The sequence below is a fragment of the Mesobacillus sp. genome, assembly GCF_057785455.1.
Genome location: NZ_JBYNSB010000030.1, coordinates 21,687 through 40,111, shown reverse-complemented (window position 1 = coordinate 40,111; position 18,425 = coordinate 21,687). Strand labels below are relative to the sequence as shown.

The 18,425-nt window shown below is 44.5% G+C and carries 19 protein-coding genes and 1 other annotated feature; of the genes, 10 read left to right on the top strand and 9 right to left on the bottom strand.

The genetic code is table 11. From position 1 onward, the window contains the following. Window positions 1-54: 54 nt before the first annotated feature. Window positions 55-948, bottom strand: a complete 894-nt coding sequence (locus AC3EBE_RS11395) for a selenium metabolism-associated LysR family transcriptional regulator (protein WP_488595150.1) — start codon at window positions 946-948, stop codon at window positions 55-57. 174 nt (window positions 949-1,122) lie between these two features. Then, window positions 1,123-1,358, top strand: a binding site (T-box leader). A 94-nt stretch (window positions 1,359-1,452) separates the two neighbouring features. On the opposite strand from AC3EBE_RS11395, the gene brnQ reads away from it, so the two are divergent. Further along, window positions 1,453-2,796 (top strand): branched-chain amino acid transport system II carrier protein, encoded by a 1,344-nt coding sequence (gene brnQ / locus AC3EBE_RS11390; RefSeq protein ID WP_488595149.1) that lies wholly within the window; start codon window positions 1,453-1,455, stop codon window positions 2,794-2,796. Window positions 2,797-2,891: 95 nt separating this feature from the next. Here the strand turns inward: brnQ and AC3EBE_RS11385 are convergent, their stop codons facing one another. Further along, on the bottom strand, window positions 2,892-3,434 hold the full coding sequence (locus AC3EBE_RS11385) for a GNAT family N-acetyltransferase (protein WP_488595148.1): 543 nt from the start codon (window positions 3,432-3,434) through the stop codon (window positions 2,892-2,894). Window positions 3,435-3,755: 321 nt separating this feature from the next. On the opposite strand from AC3EBE_RS11385, the gene AC3EBE_RS11380 reads away from it, so the two are divergent. Beyond that, window positions 3,756-4,406 carry a DsbA family oxidoreductase gene (locus AC3EBE_RS11380; protein WP_488595147.1) on the top strand — a complete coding sequence of 217 codons (651 nt, stop codon included), beginning with the start codon at window positions 3,756-3,758 and terminating at the stop codon, window positions 4,404-4,406. 45 nt (window positions 4,407-4,451) lie between these two features. On the opposite strand, the gene AC3EBE_RS11375 is transcribed toward AC3EBE_RS11380, so the two are convergent. The 3 genes from AC3EBE_RS11375 to AC3EBE_RS11365 form a co-directional block, all read right to left on the bottom strand. After that, window positions 4,452-7,571 carry an MMPL family transporter gene (locus tag AC3EBE_RS11375; protein WP_488595146.1) on the bottom strand — a complete coding sequence of 1,040 codons (3,120 nt, stop codon included), beginning with the start codon at window positions 7,569-7,571 and terminating at the stop codon, window positions 4,452-4,454. 2 nt (window positions 7,572-7,573) lie between these two features. Beyond that, complete coding sequence (locus AC3EBE_RS11370) at window positions 7,574-8,029, bottom strand: MarR family winged helix-turn-helix transcriptional regulator (RefSeq protein WP_488595145.1); 456 nt, start codon at window positions 8,027-8,029, stop codon at window positions 7,574-7,576. Between the two features lie 151 nt (window positions 8,030-8,180). Beyond that, a complete protein-coding gene (locus AC3EBE_RS11365) occupies window positions 8,181-8,609 on the bottom strand; it encodes a cell wall hydrolase (protein WP_488595144.1) in 429 nt (142 codons plus the stop codon). 293 nt (window positions 8,610-8,902) lie between these two features. Between AC3EBE_RS11365 and AC3EBE_RS11360 the strand changes: the two genes are divergently transcribed. From AC3EBE_RS11360 to AC3EBE_RS11345, 4 genes are all read left to right on the top strand, one after another. Next, window positions 8,903-9,172, top strand: coding sequence for a spore germination protein (locus tag AC3EBE_RS11360; RefSeq protein ID WP_488595143.1), 270 nt, complete (start codon window positions 8,903-8,905; stop codon window positions 9,170-9,172). 73 nt (window positions 9,173-9,245) lie between these two features. Beyond that, complete coding sequence (locus tag AC3EBE_RS11355; protein ID WP_488595142.1) at window positions 9,246-9,488, top strand: spore germination protein; 243 nt, start codon at window positions 9,246-9,248, stop codon at window positions 9,486-9,488. Between the two features lie 28 nt (window positions 9,489-9,516). Next, window positions 9,517-9,960: an Hsp20/alpha crystallin family protein gene (locus AC3EBE_RS11350; RefSeq protein WP_488595141.1), complete on the top strand. Its 444-nt coding sequence runs from the start codon at window positions 9,517-9,519 to the stop codon at window positions 9,958-9,960. A 543-nt stretch (window positions 9,961-10,503) separates the two neighbouring features. Further along, window positions 10,504-10,770 (top strand): DUF2188 domain-containing protein, encoded by a 267-nt coding sequence (locus tag AC3EBE_RS11345; RefSeq protein WP_488595140.1) that lies wholly within the window; start codon window positions 10,504-10,506, stop codon window positions 10,768-10,770. A 48-nt stretch (window positions 10,771-10,818) separates the two neighbouring features. Here AC3EBE_RS11345 and AC3EBE_RS11340 read toward each other — a convergent pair whose 3' ends face one another. Further along, window positions 10,819-11,382 carry an FAD-dependent oxidoreductase gene (locus AC3EBE_RS11340; protein ID WP_488595139.1) on the bottom strand — a complete coding sequence of 188 codons (564 nt, stop codon included), beginning with the start codon at window positions 11,380-11,382 and terminating at the stop codon, window positions 10,819-10,821. A gap of 361 nt (window positions 11,383-11,743) precedes the next feature. Further along, window positions 11,744-12,658: an ABC transporter permease gene (locus AC3EBE_RS11335; protein ID WP_488595138.1), complete on the bottom strand. Its 915-nt coding sequence runs from the start codon at window positions 12,656-12,658 to the stop codon at window positions 11,744-11,746. Window positions 12,659-12,926: 268 nt separating this feature from the next. Between AC3EBE_RS11335 and AC3EBE_RS11330 the strand changes: the two genes are divergently transcribed. Genes AC3EBE_RS11330 through AC3EBE_RS11315 form a run of 4 tightly spaced genes read left to right on the top strand, consistent with a single transcriptional unit; the run spans window position 12,927 to window position 16,294 of the window. Then, the gene (locus tag AC3EBE_RS11330) at window positions 12,927-14,078 is read left to right on the top strand and encodes an ABC transporter ATP-binding protein (RefSeq protein ID WP_488595137.1); all 1,152 of its coding nucleotides are present in this window, start codon (window positions 12,927-12,929) and stop codon (window positions 14,076-14,078) included. Beyond that, entirely contained in the window at window positions 14,079-14,726 is a 648-nt protein-coding gene (locus tag AC3EBE_RS11325) for an ABC transporter permease (protein WP_488595136.1), read from the top strand. It abuts the gene before it with no gap. A gap of 27 nt (window positions 14,727-14,753) precedes the next feature. Continuing rightward, window positions 14,754-15,647 (top strand): glycine betaine ABC transporter substrate-binding protein, encoded by an 894-nt coding sequence (locus AC3EBE_RS11320; protein ID WP_488595135.1) that lies wholly within the window; start codon window positions 14,754-14,756, stop codon window positions 15,645-15,647. 14 nt (window positions 15,648-15,661) lie between these two features. Continuing rightward, window positions 15,662-16,294, top strand: a complete 633-nt coding sequence (locus tag AC3EBE_RS11315; RefSeq protein ID WP_488595134.1) for an ABC transporter permease — start codon at window positions 15,662-15,664, stop codon at window positions 16,292-16,294. Window positions 16,295-16,368: 74 nt separating this feature from the next. Here the strand turns inward: AC3EBE_RS11315 and AC3EBE_RS11310 are convergent, their stop codons facing one another. Both AC3EBE_RS11310 and AC3EBE_RS11305 read right to left on the bottom strand, forming a co-directional pair. Then, entirely contained in the window at window positions 16,369-17,403 is a 1,035-nt protein-coding gene (locus tag AC3EBE_RS11310) for an ABC transporter permease (protein ID WP_488595133.1), read from the bottom strand. Beyond that, window positions 17,400-18,266: an ABC transporter permease subunit gene (locus tag AC3EBE_RS11305; protein ID WP_488595132.1), complete on the bottom strand. Its 867-nt coding sequence runs from the start codon at window positions 18,264-18,266 to the stop codon at window positions 17,400-17,402. Before AC3EBE_RS11305 ends, AC3EBE_RS11310 begins: the two co-directional genes overlap by 4 nt. Window positions 18,267-18,425 lie beyond the last annotated feature (159 nt).

Genomic DNA, 18,425 nt, shown 5'->3' with positions numbered 1-18,425 from the left:
CTGACCCCCACCGCTTCACCGCATTACCGTGCCGGGGGTCTGACCCCCGGTGCTTTAAAGTGGTAAAGGGGTGGTTATTGTTTCTGCGAATTGTTTGATGATGGTGCGGTTTTGGTTGTCTGCCTGGGTGACGAGGTAGAATGCTCTTTGGTATGGCTCGAATTGGTCGATGATTTGGATGCGTTTGGCTTTGGCTGCTGGCTGTGCTGCCAGCCTGGAGATGAAGCTGATGCCCAGACCGGCTTCGACGGCCGCGATGACAGCTTCAGTGCTGCCCATGGATATGGCCGTTCTAATATCGGTGGGCGATATCCCGTTCACGGCCAGGTATTCCTCCATCATCTTCCTTGTTCCCGAGCCTTCTTCTCTCATCACGAATTCATATTGCTTTAAATCAGCGAATCCAGTTTCCTGCGATTCTGCCAACGGATGCCCAACAGGTGTGATCAGTACGAGAGAATCAGCAGCTATCGGCTTGCTTATCATCAGCCTGATATCTTCTTTCAGACCAATAATTCCAACATCCACCTGGTTAGCGTGGATTTTGTCCAGCACCTTCCTCGAATCCCCGATCTCAACCCTTACCTCTACCTTCGGATAAAGATTGCGGAATGTTTTGATCCATCCTGGCAGGAGGTACGTACCTGGAATTGTACTGGCTCCAACAGTCAATGTTCCGGTAAGGGTGCCCTCGAACTCCCTCAGCTCATCTTCAAGGCTAGTCCATCTTTTTGAAATATCCTTTGCAGCAGTATACACAAGCATTCCTGCAGGAGTAGGGCGAATGCCAGCCGCTCCCCTGTCGAGCAGTTCGATCCCCAAATCTTCCTCTAGGCTCTTGATTTTAAGGCTGACTGTTGGCTGAGAGCTTTTCAGTGCCGCAGCAGCTTCTGAAAAACTGTTCTTTTCCACAACCATTATGAAAGCTTCCAGTTTTTTTAGATTCATTTTTAAACTCCATTTTGTGTCCGACATGTCTACCTTCATTGTAATATGGAATGTGCCACCTAGGTAAATCAATTTTAAAAGACAGTATTTTCTAAGTAAAAAATTACATACTTTTTAGTATTGACATATTATTGTCTGAATATTATTATAGTTCATGTAAATGATTTTAGAATAATAAAATCGATGACGAGAACAAGTCCTTTATAAAAGCTGTTCCCCAGAGAGCCGGTGCTTTGCTGAAAGCCGGCGTTCAGGTTGTAAAGGCCATCATCTCTGAGATGCAAAGCTGAATTCAGTAAGCTTTTGCCGGTCCGTCCACCGTTAAAAGGAACACGTATGATGGTACGTTGATGAGAGCCGCATATTTATGCGGAATCAGGGTGGTAACGCGAGCACAACTCGTCCCTAATTTGTGGGACGAGTTTTTATTTTTCAATGGATAACATTCCGTTCCGGATTTCCTATACTCTCAGTGCCAAATAACTTTTCAGGAGGAGAAAAAGGATGGGAAGCTTAAAAGGAAGAGAAACATTAACGATCGGACTTATGCTATTTGCATTATTCTTTGGGGCAGGGAACTTGATTTTCCCTCCATTTCTAGGACAGGAAGCCGGAGCGAATTTCTGGCCGGCAATGCTTGGATTTGTTGTTACCGGGGTTGGCCTCCCGCTTTTAAGCGTAGTTGTCATCTCGATGGCAAAGGATGGAATTGCTGAGCTCGGCTCCAGGGTACACCCCGTTTTTGCAGTCGTTTTCAGTGCAGCAGTTTATTTATCGATCGGGCCATTCTTCGGAATTCCCCGCAGCGCCAATGTTGCTTTTGAAATGTCGGTAAAACCATTCCTGGGAAGCACAGGATCCAGCTCCATGATTTTGCTGGCCTTTACAATAGTGTTCTTCGCGCTTGTTTACTGGGTTTGCTTGAATCCGTCAAAAATGGTGGAACGAATCGGAGCCATTTTAACGCCTGTACTTCTGGCTGCTATCGTCCTTCTTGTACTGGGCAGCATTTTCAAACTGGACGGAGCATTAGGGCAAGTGTCTGAAAAGTATGAAGCTGCTCCATTTTTCACGGGCTTCCTCGAGGGATATCTGACGATGGATACGATTGCTGCTCTAGCTTTTGGTATAGTCGTGATTGGCGCAATCCAGCAGAAAAAATCGCTTGAACGAAAGCAGATTGTCAGGGAAACAGTGAAAGCTGGGATCATCGCCGGTGCTGGGCTTGCTTTTGTCTATGTAACCGTTGGCCTTCTTGGTGCAAAAATGGCATCTGTTGGAACTTATGATAATGGCGGAACAATTTTGACAGAAGCAGCCAAGCTGATGTTCGGCACACCGGGCATGCTGCTGCTAGGACTGATTGTAACACTTGCCTGCTTCACAACTGCGGTTGGTCTTGTTTCGGCGACAAGCCAGTTCTTCGCGAAAATGATGCCAAAGGTTTCCTACAAGACCTTTACATTGATTGTTACACTAGTCAGCCTTGTAATTGCAAACCTTGGATTGAACCAAATCATTTCGATTTCTGTTCCAGTCCTGATCGTTCTTTACCCAATAACCATAGTACTTGTCGTATTATCGTTATTTGACCGCTTCCTCAAGGGTTCAAAGGGTGTATATGTTGGTGCTGTTTTCGCAGCTGGAATGGTAAGCATCATTGATGGCCTGAAATCATTTGGCATCGAATCAGAAGCTCTTGCGTCTATGCTGAAGGCACTTCCGCTTTATGCAGAGGGACTCGGCTGGCTGCTCCCTGCTGTGATTGGCGGGATCTTGGGCCTGGCATTCGATAAACTTGTTCTAACCAGATTTGCAAGAAAGAATCTGAAGCCCGCATCTGAATAATAAAACAAGCTGTGCAGATAAGAGCTTTCTGCACAGCTTTTATTTTGAACAAAAAAGCCAGCTTGCACTTATTCAGCACAGACTGGCTTTTCCCCTTACTTATTCAATTCTTCCCACTCGGGACGCAAAATCCCCATTATGATCCGGTCATGGATTTTCCCGTCACGATTAACAGCTTGCCTCATTCTGCCTTCGATCTGGAAGCCTGCTTTTTGATAAGCACGGACCGCTCCGCCATTGTATTCAATAACGTCGAGGCCGACGCGGTGCAAGTTCAATTCATGGAAGGCATATCGCAGGATCAATTTCAGTGCATCGGAGCCATATCCTTTATTCCTGTCGCTGGCATCGCCAATTCCGATTGCCAGCATCCCTGCCCTATTATTCCACTCGATACTGTGGATGACGACAAAGCCTACCAGCCTGTCCTCCTCGATGGTCCTTAATCGGAAGTAGAAGCTGTTCGAGCTTGGTTCTCCCTCGCCTTCAAAGCTCTCCTGAGGTCTCGGCCTGGCAATATCCGTATCAACGTTGCGAAGATATTCAGGATCCTCATCCCAACTGGCGATGATTTCAGTGTCTCCGTCCCTTTTGGCTGTAAGCTTTAGAAATTGTCCGCGAAATAGATTGGTTGTCATGTTAATCTCCTATTCTTGTTAAAATTTCACCTCTTCATTTGAAAAAACCAGATTAGATATACGCAATATTCTATCCCCTTTATGGTTAATACTCATACTTTACTAGTTTATTAAAAATATGGCAATATCTCTCAAAACATAGGTTTTCGGTCTTTCCTGCAAATTATTGTCACTTCCCTTTTACCTATATACTTATCAACAGTGCTACAGTATTAAAACCGTTATTAATAAAGCAAAAAGTTTATCTCCCCTGCATAAAGGTAAAAAATCAAACAGACCATATTATCATGTGCAGATTTTATTGTATATAAGGAGGCATTTATGACTTTAAAAATTAAAATCTACTCTGATTATGTATGACCATACTGTTTCTTGGCGGAGGCTCCGCTGAAGGAAGCAATTAAAGGGAAAGATGTGGAACTGGAATGGATGCCTTTTGAATTGAGGCCATATCCAAACAAGACACTCAAACCCGAAGAGCATTATTTGCAAAGCACGTGGAAGCAGTCCGTTTATCCAATGGCGGAGCGGATGGGCATTAAGATTGTACTGCCTGATGTTTCACCTCAGCCATATACCCACATGGCTTTTGAAGGGTATCAGTTTGCAAAGGAATCAGGCAAGGGCAATGAATATAATGAGCATATCCTGAGAGCTTTTTTCCAAAGAGGGCTAGATATTGGAGATATTGAGGTGCTCACGAAACTGGCAGGTGAAATCGGGCTGGATGAATCGGAATACCGCGAAGCGCTTGAGTCTCGCAAGTATAAAGAAGCACATCAAAAAGCACTGAGTCATGCTTATAATGAAGTAGACATTGCTGCTGTTCCGACAATGGTCATTGGGAACAGGAACGTGCCGGGATTGCGGTCAAAGGAAGCGCTCGAACAAATCATCCTTGCAGAATTGGAAAAAGACAAGCCGGATGAGTCTGACGGCAATGGATTATATTGCGGTCCTGATGGCTGCTGACCAAATAGCAAAAAGGCTGCCCAATTGGACAGCCTTTTGCTATAGTTATGCTCTTTTAAATGGCCACCAGTTTGCCTCGCCGAAGTTTTTCACCAATACCGGGATGAACAATGGCAGCATGACAAACGAATACAGGAATAGGCCAACAAGCAGGATGGATGCGATCTGCAGCAGTGACAGCATGCCGGATGGCATCATCGCCGCGAATGTTCCGCCAAGGATGACGGCTGCGGAAATGATGACGGTTCCCATCTTTTTCATTGATAGGAGCATAGCTTCTGATACAGAGAGATCCTTATATTCATTGAATCGGTCCATCAAGAAAATACTGTAGTCTACGCCAAGCGCGACCAGGATGACAAAGGCAAAGAACGGAACCGCCCAGCTGATGCCTGAGTATCCAAGAAGGTTTACATAAATCGCTTCGTTGATCGCCATGGACGTATAGTATGTCAAGATCAGAGAGCCGATGATATAGATCGGCATGATCAGGGAACGGAACAGGAACACAAGGATGATGCCGATTCCCAGAAGCATCAATACGACTGTACGGGAGTAATCCTGTTCTGACATCGTATTAAGGTCGGCATTTGTGCTCGTGATACCGCCAATTGCAACTTCTGCGTTTTCAAGCTTCGTACCCTTCGTTGCCCGTTCAACAGCAGCCTTGATTTCATCCACCTGGGCAATCGCCTCATTTGAATAAGGGTTTTCTTCAAAAATAACATCCATTGTCATGACTTTGCGGTCGTCTGACATATACACATCAAAAACCTGTGCAAAATCTTCATTTTCCAGTGCGTCTTCAGGCAGGTAAATGCTGTTCGCATTTGATTCTGACAAGCCGGCAAGGTAATCTTGCGCTGAACCTAGACCCTCTGATACCTGGTTCAAGCCATCAGCACTCTGGCCCAATCCGTCCGTCAGCTGGCTCAATTGGCCGCCAAGACCGCCGAAACCTGCAAGAAGCTGCTGCTGGCCAGCGTTTATGCCATTCAATCCATTCGTCAATTTAGGGAAGTTGTCAACAATCTGTCCCTGACCGTTTGCCAGCTGATCCAGGCCTTTTTGCTGCTGGTCGATACCGTCGATTAGCTTCTGGAGGCCAGGGGCAAACTCTTCTTGTTTGGCAAGTATTTGGCCAAAACCGCTATTCGCTTCATCCATACCTGAAATGATTCCCGTTAGGTATTTATTGATCTCGTCAATTCCGCCTGAAGCTTCCCCTACTTTTCCTTGAAGAACAACGAGGCCACCTTTCAATGCTTGATACTGTGTATCGGTTTTCAAAGTACCATCCCGAGCTTCCAAATAAGCAAATAAATTATTATTTGTTTCCTCTAATTTTTTCGATAGCTCAGTCAGACCTTCACTGACACCAGCATATTGACTATTTAATGCTGTCAAACCGCTGCTAGCTTGAACATAACCTTCTTGCAGCTTTTTGTAATTGCTTAAAAGCTGTTCCGCCCCGGCCTTCGCCTCTGCCAATCCAGCCTTGATCTGGTCAGACCCTGCCGAGCCCTGGCGGATGCCGTTTTCGATTTTCGCAAGGTTCGTCTGGATTTCTCCTAAACCTGACTTGATTTCAGTTGTACCAGTAATCAATTGATTGATGCCGTCAGCAGCACCAGTTAATTCAGGCTCTGATTTTGACAGCTCACTCTCCGCTTCCTGGAGGCCTTCGCTGATTTTTTCAAGACCTTCCTTTCCTTCTCCAAGGCCGGACTCCAATGTTTCAGCCTGCTTGGATACGAAGAAGTCTTCAATTGGTTCGCCAGTCGGCCTTGTCACTGAACGGACATTTTCGACCAGGTCAACCTTCTCCAGCTCCTGGCTGATTTTTTCCGCCAGTTCGATGTATTCTGCTGAATCCATTCTTTCATCGTTTTTCAAAATGACCTGTGTCGGCATCGATTCACCAGGACCAAAGCTGTCGGCAATCGCATTAAAGGCTTTGATTGAATTTACATCATCGCCGATTTCATCCAATGAGTTGTAGCTGAGCTTTCCATCATAGGCAACGAGGAATGGAACACAAACGGCTGCGACAATCAGTAATGAAACCAATGGACGTGCTAGCGAGAAGCTGCCAACCACTCCCCACAATTTGCTTTCGCCGTGCTCAGCACTGCTTTTCGATGGCCAGAAAATCTTTTGGCCCAAAACCGCCATGAAAAATGGCACAATCGTGAATAGTCCAAGCAATAGGAACGCTACGCCAATCGCTACGGCTGCAGCGGATTGATACAGGATAAACTGCGAGAAGCCAATCGCAGCGAAACCGATCATTACGGCAATTCCGCTGAAAAATACTGTACGGCCGGCATTTTTATAAGTAGCAACGATCGCTGCCCCTACGCTTTCATGATGCGCCAGTTCTTCTTTAAAACGGCTTAACAGCAAGATGCAGTAGTCTGTTCCGATCCCGAACAGTACGGCAACAAGGAATATCTGTGTGTAATTCGATAATGGGAAATCCATTTTATCAACGAGGACAGCCACTACCGATTGCGAAACAAGGTACGCAAAACCAACTGTCACAAGCGGTATGATTGGCGCGATAATTGACCTGAACACAAGCAGCAGGACGACAAGGATAAAGACGACGGTAATTCCCTCTGTCTTTTTGACACCCTCTTGGGAGCTGTTCATCAAGTCCTCATTGATCAGCCACTGGCTTGTGTAGTAATGGTCGACTTTCACATCTTCGATCGCTTCGTACAGAAGCTTGCTTACTTCCTCAGGTTCACGGTCGTTCCAGCTGACGGTCACCTGTGACAAGATTGATTTTCCATCCTCTGAAACGAGCTGGTCCTTCAGGCTCTCTTCGTTAAAATGAGTCAGAATGTCTGTGATCCCGATCTCTTCACTCTTTTTTTCAAGCTCGCGAATCGCTTTTTCTGCTTGATTTATTTCATCCTGGGTCAGTTTTTTCTCACTATGGAAGACAAGGGCGACACTTGTTTCATCTCCGCCGCCTTCCTGCTTCCGGACATCGTCCATGATTTTGCCGGCAAGAGTGGATGAATATTCGTCAGGCACGGTAATCTGCCCTTTTTCACGAACCAAATCGGCCATGTTCGGTGCTGCCATAAAGAGTCCGACAGCTGCCAAAATCCATACGATGATCACAAACCATTTCTGTTTAATGATAAAGTTCACGTTTATTCCACCTTACTCTTTCTTTCTAGTAAAATTTCGTTCAGTTTTTCATAGGTATTCAGGAATTGAAGGATTTCACTCTGATCGAACCGGGTGATAAAAGATTCAACCAGATCCTGAATTTTTTCCTCCGTTTCCTGGAACAGCGCTCTTCCCTTGTCAGTCATCGTCAAATACACAACACGGCGGTCATTCTCATCGCGCGTTCGCTGGATCAGCCCCTTTTCCCACATCCGGGTAATGATGGCGGTAATCGCGCTTTTTTTGACATCAAAAACTTCAGCGAGCTCAGAGGATGTGCAGGTTTCAACCTTGTTGATGTATCTCAATGTGTAGTGCTGGTCATTTGTCAGGTCTGAACTGATCTGTTCTTTCACGAGTCCTTCGGCAATCTTATTTACGGAAAAGGAAAGATTGATATAATGGTCGACCATTTCCTTGATTGATTTTTCACACATATTTATATATTCACCCCTTCACAAACTTATTCTCTTGTTTAACTGTTCAACTGTTTAACTATTAACCTTTTTAACTTTAATACTGTTGGTTTTAACTGTCAATATATTTGAAAATAAAAATAGACTGCCGTTTTCAGGCAGCCGCAGCTGTTTAAAAGGTATTATAGATATTCTCACATTCTTCCCCAGTCGGTTCGTAAAAGCAATGAAGCTTGAAACGCCCTGCAAGCGGCTGATTGTACCATGTTGGCGGGCATTCGCCGGGTGGACGGAAATACCACAGGCTGAATTTTGACGGCCAGATTCGTTCTCCTTTTACCGCCCGCCTTGCCAGCCTCTTTTCAACTTCTCTTGCCCGCTGGTAAAAATAACCCTTCTGCACAGCCTCGAAGGCGTGTTCCTGATAAACCATTTGCGGAATCGTCCTTAAATTTTTGAAATCCGAGCAATTGCCCCTGATCCGGTTGATTCCGACGTTGCCGACCATCAGCATCCCCTGCTGGCCCTCACCCTCAGCCTCCGCCCGCAACAGCCGCGCCAGCAAATCGATATCTGCTTCTGTATGCTTTACTACTGCCATGGCATAACCTCCACCAGTTTATTGTTCATATCCCGTAAACCTTTTTAAGGAAAAACAGTTCCAGGCAAAGACAATATCATTACATCTTATTTTTCGCTGGCTTGGGCTATACCCGGGTTTCTGGCTGTTTTAAGTTTCATTCTAAGACCGCGCTTGCCCTTCTTTTACAGTGATTGGCAATTTGATATCAACAGCTTCGTAGCCATGCAGGCTGTCCACTGGCATCCTCGGCACGAACATCTAGGCAAGAGTACGCATATAGTACCTCAAAGACGTAATAAGGATGAAAAAACATGTCAATTACGATCAACTTGTTTTATTTCAAAGTGAACAGTATCTCAGGAAACGGTTCGATCACAATAGGTCCCGGAACCCATAACAGCCATACTGCCAATGATAAATCACAAGGTATCAATTCTTCTTATGGAGATACGTCCCCGGCAGAAGCGTTGATGGATAATGTCTATATAGATCCTGATGTAAATGATCAAGCTGCAATTGCAACTGCTGATTCCACTTATCAAGGAGTTCCACTATTACCACGCGATGAACCAATCCTATAGATGCAGAGTTTTCGGATTTCTGAATTCTTGAGTAATGTAGTCAGCTTCACAAATAAATATAAGGAGTTTTTCTATGCCTTATCAAATTAATATCTTTAATATCAAGGTAAACGGGATTGCGAATAACGGGAATGTTGATGTAGGGCCTACCGTCCATAACAGTCATACTGCCAACAGCAAAAATTTCGGAGTCAATTTTTCCCTGGGTGATTTTGCGCCAGCATCTTCATTGCTGAATACAGGTGTTTTTGATCCAGACTTTAGCGATCAGGACCAAATCGCCAACCCTTCAATTCCGGTAGCCAACCAGATATAAGTCGTATGTGTAAGAATGGAGGGCAGTCATGGATATTGATAAAATAAGAAATTGGATTGAATTGACTGGCCAATATCAGAAAAATGATTTTTGGAGAAATCTTTTCAGCCATTCGCTGCCTGAAAAAGTAATAAAGGCAGACGATGCCTTCCCTTTATATGATATTTACCAGAATCAATCTTCGGTTTGTATCATCATCGAACTCCCCGGCATCAATCGGGATGATCTTTCCATATCCTTAAGGCAGAAATCCGCCTTAGTGGTCAAAGGCAAAACAGTTCCATTTTTCCCGGCGGATATGGAAGTGAAAAAAGAACGGTACTATGGTGATTTTGAGCGAGTCATCCCGCTCCCTGAGCCGACAGACTCTGCTTCGATTCAAGTCAATTTCTTCGATGGACTTGTTCAGGTATCCTATCCAAGGAAAGACGGGAATCAGGTTCCACCCGAATATGATGAAAGGCTTTTTTAACAGAGATCCGCTATTGGACTCTGTTTTTGTATGTGGACAAACCAATATTAAATGCATGAAGACCATCCTCAGGGTGATATTTTTGCCTGGATGGTCCTAAGAACCTTTATTAAGACCATCCTCGCGGGATTTTTTTGTCTGGATGGTCCTAAGAACCTTTATTAAGACCTTCCTCGGGGTGGTTTCTTTGCCTGGATGGTCCTAAGAACCCTTATTAAGACCATCCTCGGGGTGGTTTCTTTGTCTGGATGGTCCTAAGAACCCTTATTAAGACCATCCTCGGGCGATTTTTTTGCTTGTATGGTCATAAGAACTGTTATAAAGCCGTTTCTTCTATGCTTAAAAAATGCCGGTTACCTGTTTTACTGAAAACATTTAATGAACATCAAGACATATTCCTTTTTTAAATTCAGTCATTTTAAAATCGTAATAATTTACCTTTATTGGAAATCTTTCTTGTATTCCACTTTGTTTTTCAGCGAATTTACAGGGGTAAAAACAATCTGTAGGCTGATAATCAACTTGGATAGAGGAGGTAAAATCATGGCACAGAAAAACGATAATGGAATGGAACGCGAGGATTACTTCAAGGACCGCGCTGGGACGGATGACGCGAGATTCCATGCCGTGCCTCACGACGATGAGGGCTGGGCTGTTAAAAAAGAAGGACAAGATGATCCTGAATTCACAACCGACTCAAGGTCAGATGCTGTGAACGAAGCGAAAAGGCTGGCCGAAGAGGCTGGGACAATGGCTTATATCCATGATGAGGATGGCAAAATCGAAGAGCAATTCAATTATAGCGAGTAATAAGAGGAAAGCCTTGCAGGAAATAATCTGCAAGGCTTTTTCTTTTGATTATGCTTTTAAAACATCGTGGTCAACATAGCGTTCGCCGTTCAATTCACTGATAACGTTAATCGCGACCTTTGCGCCATCACCAGCCGTGATGATGGTGTGCATGCTGACGCCAGCGCATGTTCCTGCAGCCCAAACGCCATCCACATTCGTCTTGCCAGCAGCATCGACGTCAAAAATAGTCTTGATTCTTGGCTCTGTACCATCCTTCGTTGCAAGGCCGGATGCTTCAGCCACATCTGTCATCATGCCTGTTGCCAGGATGACATGCTTCGCTTCGTACTCGCCGTTTTCTGTAGCGACCTTGACACCGCTTTCAGTCTTGCTTACAGATGTCACAGTCGTTTCAACAAACTTAGCACCAAATTTCTTCGCCTGGCTGATGCCTGTCTCAACAAGATCAGGACCAGTTACTTCAGAAACGCCATAATGATTTTCAACCCACGCACGCTTCGTTACGCTTTTGTTGCTGTCGAGAACGACTGTTTTCTTGCCTGCCTTAGCCGTAAAAATCGCTGCGCTGCCGCCAGCTGGGCCAGCACCGATAATAACTACATCATACATTGGTAAATACCTCCTTTAATTCAATACATTTCTATCATACCAAATATTAATTCTATAGACTAAATATTTTAAACTAGGACTTTAGCTATAAAAATAGTCTGTTGATTTCCGTTCCAGGCGCTTCGCTTTCCGCGGGGCGTCAAGTGAGCCTCCTCGTCGCTTTGCTCCTGCGGGGTCTCACCTTGGCCGCTGATCCCGCAGGACTTTGAATAGCTTCCTCGAACCTACCCACGCACGATGGAAATGCGGCAGCATTTTCGGAGGAGTCTACGCGCCTGGAACGAAGAGCAACAGGGGTTTAAATAATTTGTTAGTAAATTAATTTGGATACAAAAAAACTTACCCTATTAGGTTACCATCATCAATCTACTTTTATCCGCGGATCGACTGCGCCGTACAATATATCCGCGATCAGGTTGCCGATGATGGTGATTGTCGAAAAGAGCATGGTCAAGTTCATGACCATCGCAAAATCCCTCATATTGATGGATTTGATAAATAGCTGGCCAAGGCCGGGATAGGTGAAAATCGTTTCCACAATAATTGCGCCATTCACGATATTCACCATATCGATTCCAAAGTATGTGATAACTGGAATCAATGAATTTTTTAAAATATGGATGTTGTAGATTCTTTTTTCCGATATGCCGATCGCTCTTGCTGTGCGGACATATTCCTTCTGGCTGTTGTCGACAATATCATCCCTGAGAAATTGTGTATAGGTAGCCGTTCCCACTACTCCAAGGACACAGGCAGGCAAAATCAGGTGGTGCAGCCGATCGAGCCAATATTCGAGGGTCCCCTCTGGCACGGTGATATCGACAGATCCATTTGAAGGAAACCAGTTCAGTTCAAAGGAAAAGAGATATATAGAATATACCGCCACGACAATCATCGGCAGTGACAGGCCTGTATAATTAACGCCGCTAATGAACCGATCTCCGAGGGAATTCGGGTTCCGGCCGGCGTACCGTCCCATGAAAAATGAGAGAACATAGGTAATCAGTAAAGAAGCAATCCCCAGCACCAGTGTGTTCTGCATCTTTTCATTCAGGACGACAGCCACGTCCACACGATAATACGAAGACTTCCCCAATTCCCCTGTTAAAAACTGAACGATCCACTTTTTATATTCCATCCAAATGAATCCCAGGTCAAAATCGGTACCCATAACGCCTGGCATCATCATGAACAGAAAAAAAATAACCATAGAGGTCAAGGCTAGGCTTGGTATAGCGAGCAGTATTCTTTTAATAATATAGATAAAAATCTTCATGGCCGACCCCTTCAAGAAACCTGCTTCATTACTATTTTTATAAGTACAAACCTTAATCCTCAGATGCTTCCCGCTTTATTTTACCTAAAAAATCCATATTTTCATATATAAGTTTTTCCTGGTTACTGCTGTCCTATGGGAATAAAAGGGAAACAATGCCAGAAGTGTTTCGCCATACGAAAAAAGGGTATTAACCTGCTAAGCAGCTTGCTTAGTTGCTTGGTTACTAGCTAAATTTTTCAACTTCAAGCGAAAATGGAGGAAAACGATGATACGGCTTCAGAATGTATCTAAAAAGTATAACGACGGGTTTCAAGCATTGAAACAGATAGATCTTGAGCTCGAGGCAGGAAAAATCCACGCCATTATCGGTCCGAGCGGCTGCGGCAAATCAACGACCATGAAGCTGATCAACCGCCTGATCACTCCCACCGGTGGCAAAGTGTATATCAATAATGAAGATATATCAAAAACAGATGCTGTCCAGCTGCGCCGCAGAATCGGCTATGTCATCCAAAACATTGGCCTTTTTCCGCATATGTCGATTGCAGATAATGTTGCAGCAGTTCCAAGACTCTTAAAATGGGATGAACAGAAAATCCAGAAAAAAGTAGATGAACTGCTTTCCATGGTGCATTTAGATCCGGAAATTTACCGTAATCGAAAGCCGAAAGAGCTGAGCGGCGGCCAGCAGCAGCGTGTAGGAGTCGTTCGCGCCCTGGCAGCTGAACCTGAAATTATTTTGATGGATGAACCTTTTAGTGCCCTCGATCCAATCAGCCGGGAACAGCTTCAAAATGAACTTGTCAATGTACAAGAGGAGCTGAAGAAAACAATCGTCTTCGTTACGCATGATATGGATGAAGCCATCAAGATTGCTGATAATATCGTACTGATGAAAGACGGCGAGGTCGTGCAGGTTGGTTCTCCAGATTATATTCTAAGGCACCCGGCAAATGATTTCGTCAAAGAGTTTATCGGAAAAGATAGATTAAGAGAGCAGCAGGATATACCAACAGTCAAGGAAGTAATGACAGATAATCCGGCGACCGCCTACCCTGAACGCGGGCTGGCTGCTGCCTTAAAGCTGATGGAACAAAGGAAGGTAGACTCCCTTATTGTCATCGACCAAAAACGAAAGCTGCTAGGCTATGCACCTATTTTAAATGTTCTGGGCCAATACCGGGACGAATCAAAAACATTGGGAGATGTGATGCTCCCATTCAACTATACGGTCCAGCCTGACATTCCTTTTACCGTCGCGCTCGAATATATGAGTGAGCATAATCTCCCATATGTACCTGTTGTGACTCCGGAACAAAAATTAGTTGGAATCGTTACCAGAGGCAGCATGGTGCGGTTAATGGCCGAAGTCTTCCCGATTGAAGAGATTTTTCCCAGTGAACATGAGGTGGTTTAATTGACGCTGATCCAGGACTATTTTGATTTTTTGCAGCAGCGCCTGCCAGATATTTTGGCCCGCTCAGGTGAACATCTTCTCATCGTCGCAGTGGCTGTTACCCTTGGATGCCTTGTTGCGATAACGACAGGGATCCTTCTTACTCGCATAAAAGAAGGAACGCTCACTAGCTTCGTATTCGGAATCGTAAATGTTTTTCAGACAATCCCGACCATCGCCCTGCTTGCGATGCTGATTCCCCTTTTGGGAATCGGCTTGACGCCGGCTATTTTTGCCCTATTCCTCTATTCCCTGCTTCCTTTATTGCGCAATACGTACGCAGGAATTAAAGAGGTGGATGCAGGTATCGTCGAATCTGCAAGAGGAATCGGGTATAGTCCGATGATGCGATTATGGAAAATTGAATTGCCTCTGGCATTTCCGTTCATACTCTCAGGAATACGGCTGACAACTGTCTATATCATAAGCTGGACTACACTTGCCGCACTCATCGGGGCAGGAGGATTGGGAGATTTAATTATCGCCGGCATGGCAAACAACAATAATTTCCTGATTTTTACCGGTACCGTAAGTGCGATTGTGCTGGCACTGATTGTGGACATCACGCTCGGATTCCTGGCACGCAAAAATAAACAGCTAACCCTTTAGATCAAATATAAATAATGGGAGAAGATTATGCCGAAAGCTATTACCATTCTTACTGCATTTATGGTGGCGCTGCTTTTATCCCTTTCTGGGTGCAGCTCAAAGGATACAATCAAAATAGGAGCAGCAACCTACACTGAAACAAAGATAATGGCAGCCATCTATAAAGAATTAATCGAAGATCGCACAGATTTAAAAGTAGATATTATCCCTGACCTGCTGTCCAACTCAATGATTATAAAAGCCATGGACCGGGATGATATTGATATGTCATTAATGTATTCCGGAGTTGTTTTTAATAATTTTTTCCCTGTAAAACAAAGCACAGACCGGGAAGCAGTCTTAAAGCAGGCCCAGGAGGGTTTTGACCGCTATTATGATTTTAAATGGTTCGATCCGCTGGGATTTGAAAATACGTATGCACTTACTGTCAGAGAAGATGTAGCAAAGGAAAAGAACCTGAAGAATGTCTCCGATTTGCAAAAATATCAGTCAGATATGGAGTTTGGTGTTGATTCATCGTGGATGGAACGGAAACAGGACGGCTATCCAGCCTTTATAAAGCACTATCACTTTGATTTCCAAAAAGCTTATTCCATGGATATCAACCTGGTCTATGAAGCGGTTGCCAATAAGAGGGTTGATGTAGTCCTAGCCTATTCTACAGACCCAAGGCTTTTAGAATACAACCTGAAAACATTGAAGGATGACAAGCGTTTCTTCCCTCCTTATGATGCTTCAATGGTGGCAAGAAATGAGATATTGGAGGAACATCCCGAATTAACAGATATTATTGAGGAGCTTACAGGTAAAATTGATGAGCAAACCATAACTGGGCTTAATTATGAGGTGGATATAAATAATAGAAGTGAACGGGATGTAGCAAGGGAATTTTTACAAAAAGAAGGCCTCCTTAAAAAATAGCTGGAGTGAAAAAAATGACATTCATAAAGGAATTATTTATCTATATAAAAGATAATGCTGATTTGCTGTTGGTGTATACTGGACAGCATTTGCTCATGGTCGTCTTCGGGGTGGCAGCGGCCTTGATTGCCGGCACCTTGCTTGGCATCCTCTGCAATCGATACCCGAAGGCAGCTCCCGTTATCCTGTCTGCTGCCAACATTATTCAGATCATCCCGAGTTTAGCATTACTCGCATTGCTGATGCTCTATTTTGGCCTGGGATTCTATACGGTTGTCGCGGCACTCTTTTTATACTCGCTTTTGCCTATCATCCGCAATACTTATGTCGGCCTCCAGCAGGTTGATTCATCCATTACGGAAGCCGGTCATGGGATCGGGATGACCTATTGGCAGCTTTTAATGAAAGTACATCTGCCGATGGCAATGCCGTTTATCATGGCTGGCTTGCGGATCGCAGCAGTCATCGCAGTCGGGGTTGCGACACTCGCACCTTTTGTAGGCGGCGATGGACTGGGACGCGAAATATTTTCCGGCCTCAACTCAAGGAACGATGTCCGGATTTTCGTCGGAGCAATCCCGGCCTCCCTGCTTGCCATTATCGCAGATTTTAGTTTGGGTACCATGGAAAGAAGATTCAAGCTTTAATCTAAAAAACCCTGTAAGCCGACACTTCAAAATGTCCTCTTTACAGGGTTTTTAAATGTAAAATTATCACTGCCTTAGAAGCCAGCTTCATTCTGCTTATTGTTTACGAATCGGAAGGATGGTGTGGTCACCTGCTGGTCTTTTTTCTGAGGCTCCTTCTCCTTCTCCTGCTTCGCTTTTCTTTTACCGAAGAAATCCATATTTTCATATACTAAGTGACCTTCCAGTTCCTTTTTCATCATGTTCGTGCTGGCAATCAGGATAAAGAAAAAGAACATCGTACTGAGCACGATCCATGGGTATTGAATCATGACCTTGAAGTTTTGGCCAATCAGGCCTCCCCATTCGTTTGAAAGTGTCTCAGGCGGCGGCACTCCGTCATCCGCTGTAAAAATCCCTCCCTTTGTCTGCCCTCCCAGATAAGCCTTGAAAATGCCCAGATGCATGAGCATGACCAGGGTGCTGTAAAGCTGCTGGACAAACATCAGCAGTCCAATCGATTTCAGAAACGGCCATATGTGCTTTTTCAAGACGTGAATCCGGCTTGCGCCCAATAAATAGGATGACAGCACGTAGGACTTCTTTTGAATTTCCTCCAAATAATCAATCGTCAGCAGGACAATCGCCGGAAAAGCAATGATTGTCAGCACACCGATTTGATAGCTGGCAACGATCCAGACCGGGACTCCGGTGTAGCTGTCGATGAAGGGCGACATCATGAAAATGGCGATGATCAGTGATGGCACAAAGCGGAAGCCCAGGAATAGGTCCTTGAAATAAATTTTTAGCTTTGGAAGGTACAGTGCAATGATTATTCCGGTCGATACCCCGGCTAACACTCTTAAAACCGTAATGATAAACGCTGCAGCAATCGTGAACTTTGCTCCATAAAGATGAATATAGATCATATCCTGGCCATTCCGGTCAGTGCCCAGCAGGTGGTCTGGTGTCGGCGGGGTTGGAGCTTTGGCGATTAAGTCACCCTGTTCATTATAAATATAGAACTCCTCATTATAATCCTCATCCCCGTATAGCGGATAAAGGATACTTGCGATTAACAGGCCGAGTATCAATGAGAAACCGAGGAGAGTTTTTGTATAACTTTTCATAACTGGATCTCTTCCTTTCCCCGGTAAAAACGGGCTGTTACCCGGGCAAGTATATCAACGAGCAGGATTGGCACGGCCATTAGCAGGCAAAAGATGATAACTGCAGGTGCTTCCTTTGTAAAAATATTATCCAGATCCTTAGTAAATCCTTGCATCGCAAAGATGTATTCAATTAAGACAAGATTTGAAAGCAGGACCCAGATGAGTGTTCTTAACTGGATGATTGCCAGCGGAAAAATGTTGCGCAGGATATGTTTTAAAAAAATCGTCAGGTTATGCAGTCCCTTCGACTTCGCAAAAATGATATAATCCTTCTCCCATTCCTCTTCAATCTGCTTGATCAGAAATTGCGCCATGAAAAAGGATGGCAGCAGCGAGACAGCCAGCACTGGCATGATATACGATTTTTCGCTCAATCCGTAAAGACGGAACAGTTTGATTCCCGTCTCTTTGTACAAATAGATTACGAGAAACTGCAGCACGAAAATGATTAATAGATCCGGAATTGCTTCACTGAAATTGATAATATCCTTCACCCATGACTGGAATTTACGTGGCATAATGACGAAGAAAGCAGTTAATAGAATCCCGCCCAGAATCATCGCCAGCAAGGAAAGCCCCAGTATCTCAAGTGTATAAAGGTAACGCTCCGCAATGCTTGAAGTGGACCATTGCAGGATGACCGGCTCCAGGTCAAACCGAACTATTTGCCCGGCCACATCCCCAAGCGACTGGATAAAAAATTCCGGTCCGTAGAGCAGCCTTCTGCCTTCCACATAGAACAGCCGTGGAATCGATAAAAATAAAACCACTCCTCCAAGCAGACAGGCCGCTCTGATCAGATAATGAATGAAACGCTTCATCGAGCCCTCCCCTCCGTCTAATGCATGACAGATTTATTTTCTTTTTAAACGGAGGATATAGGGAGATTGTTACAAAGTTTTTAAAAAGGCTCTTTTCTAATACTTTGTTGCTATTATATACATTTGAAAGAAAACTCCCATTTTCTAAAGGGTAACCAA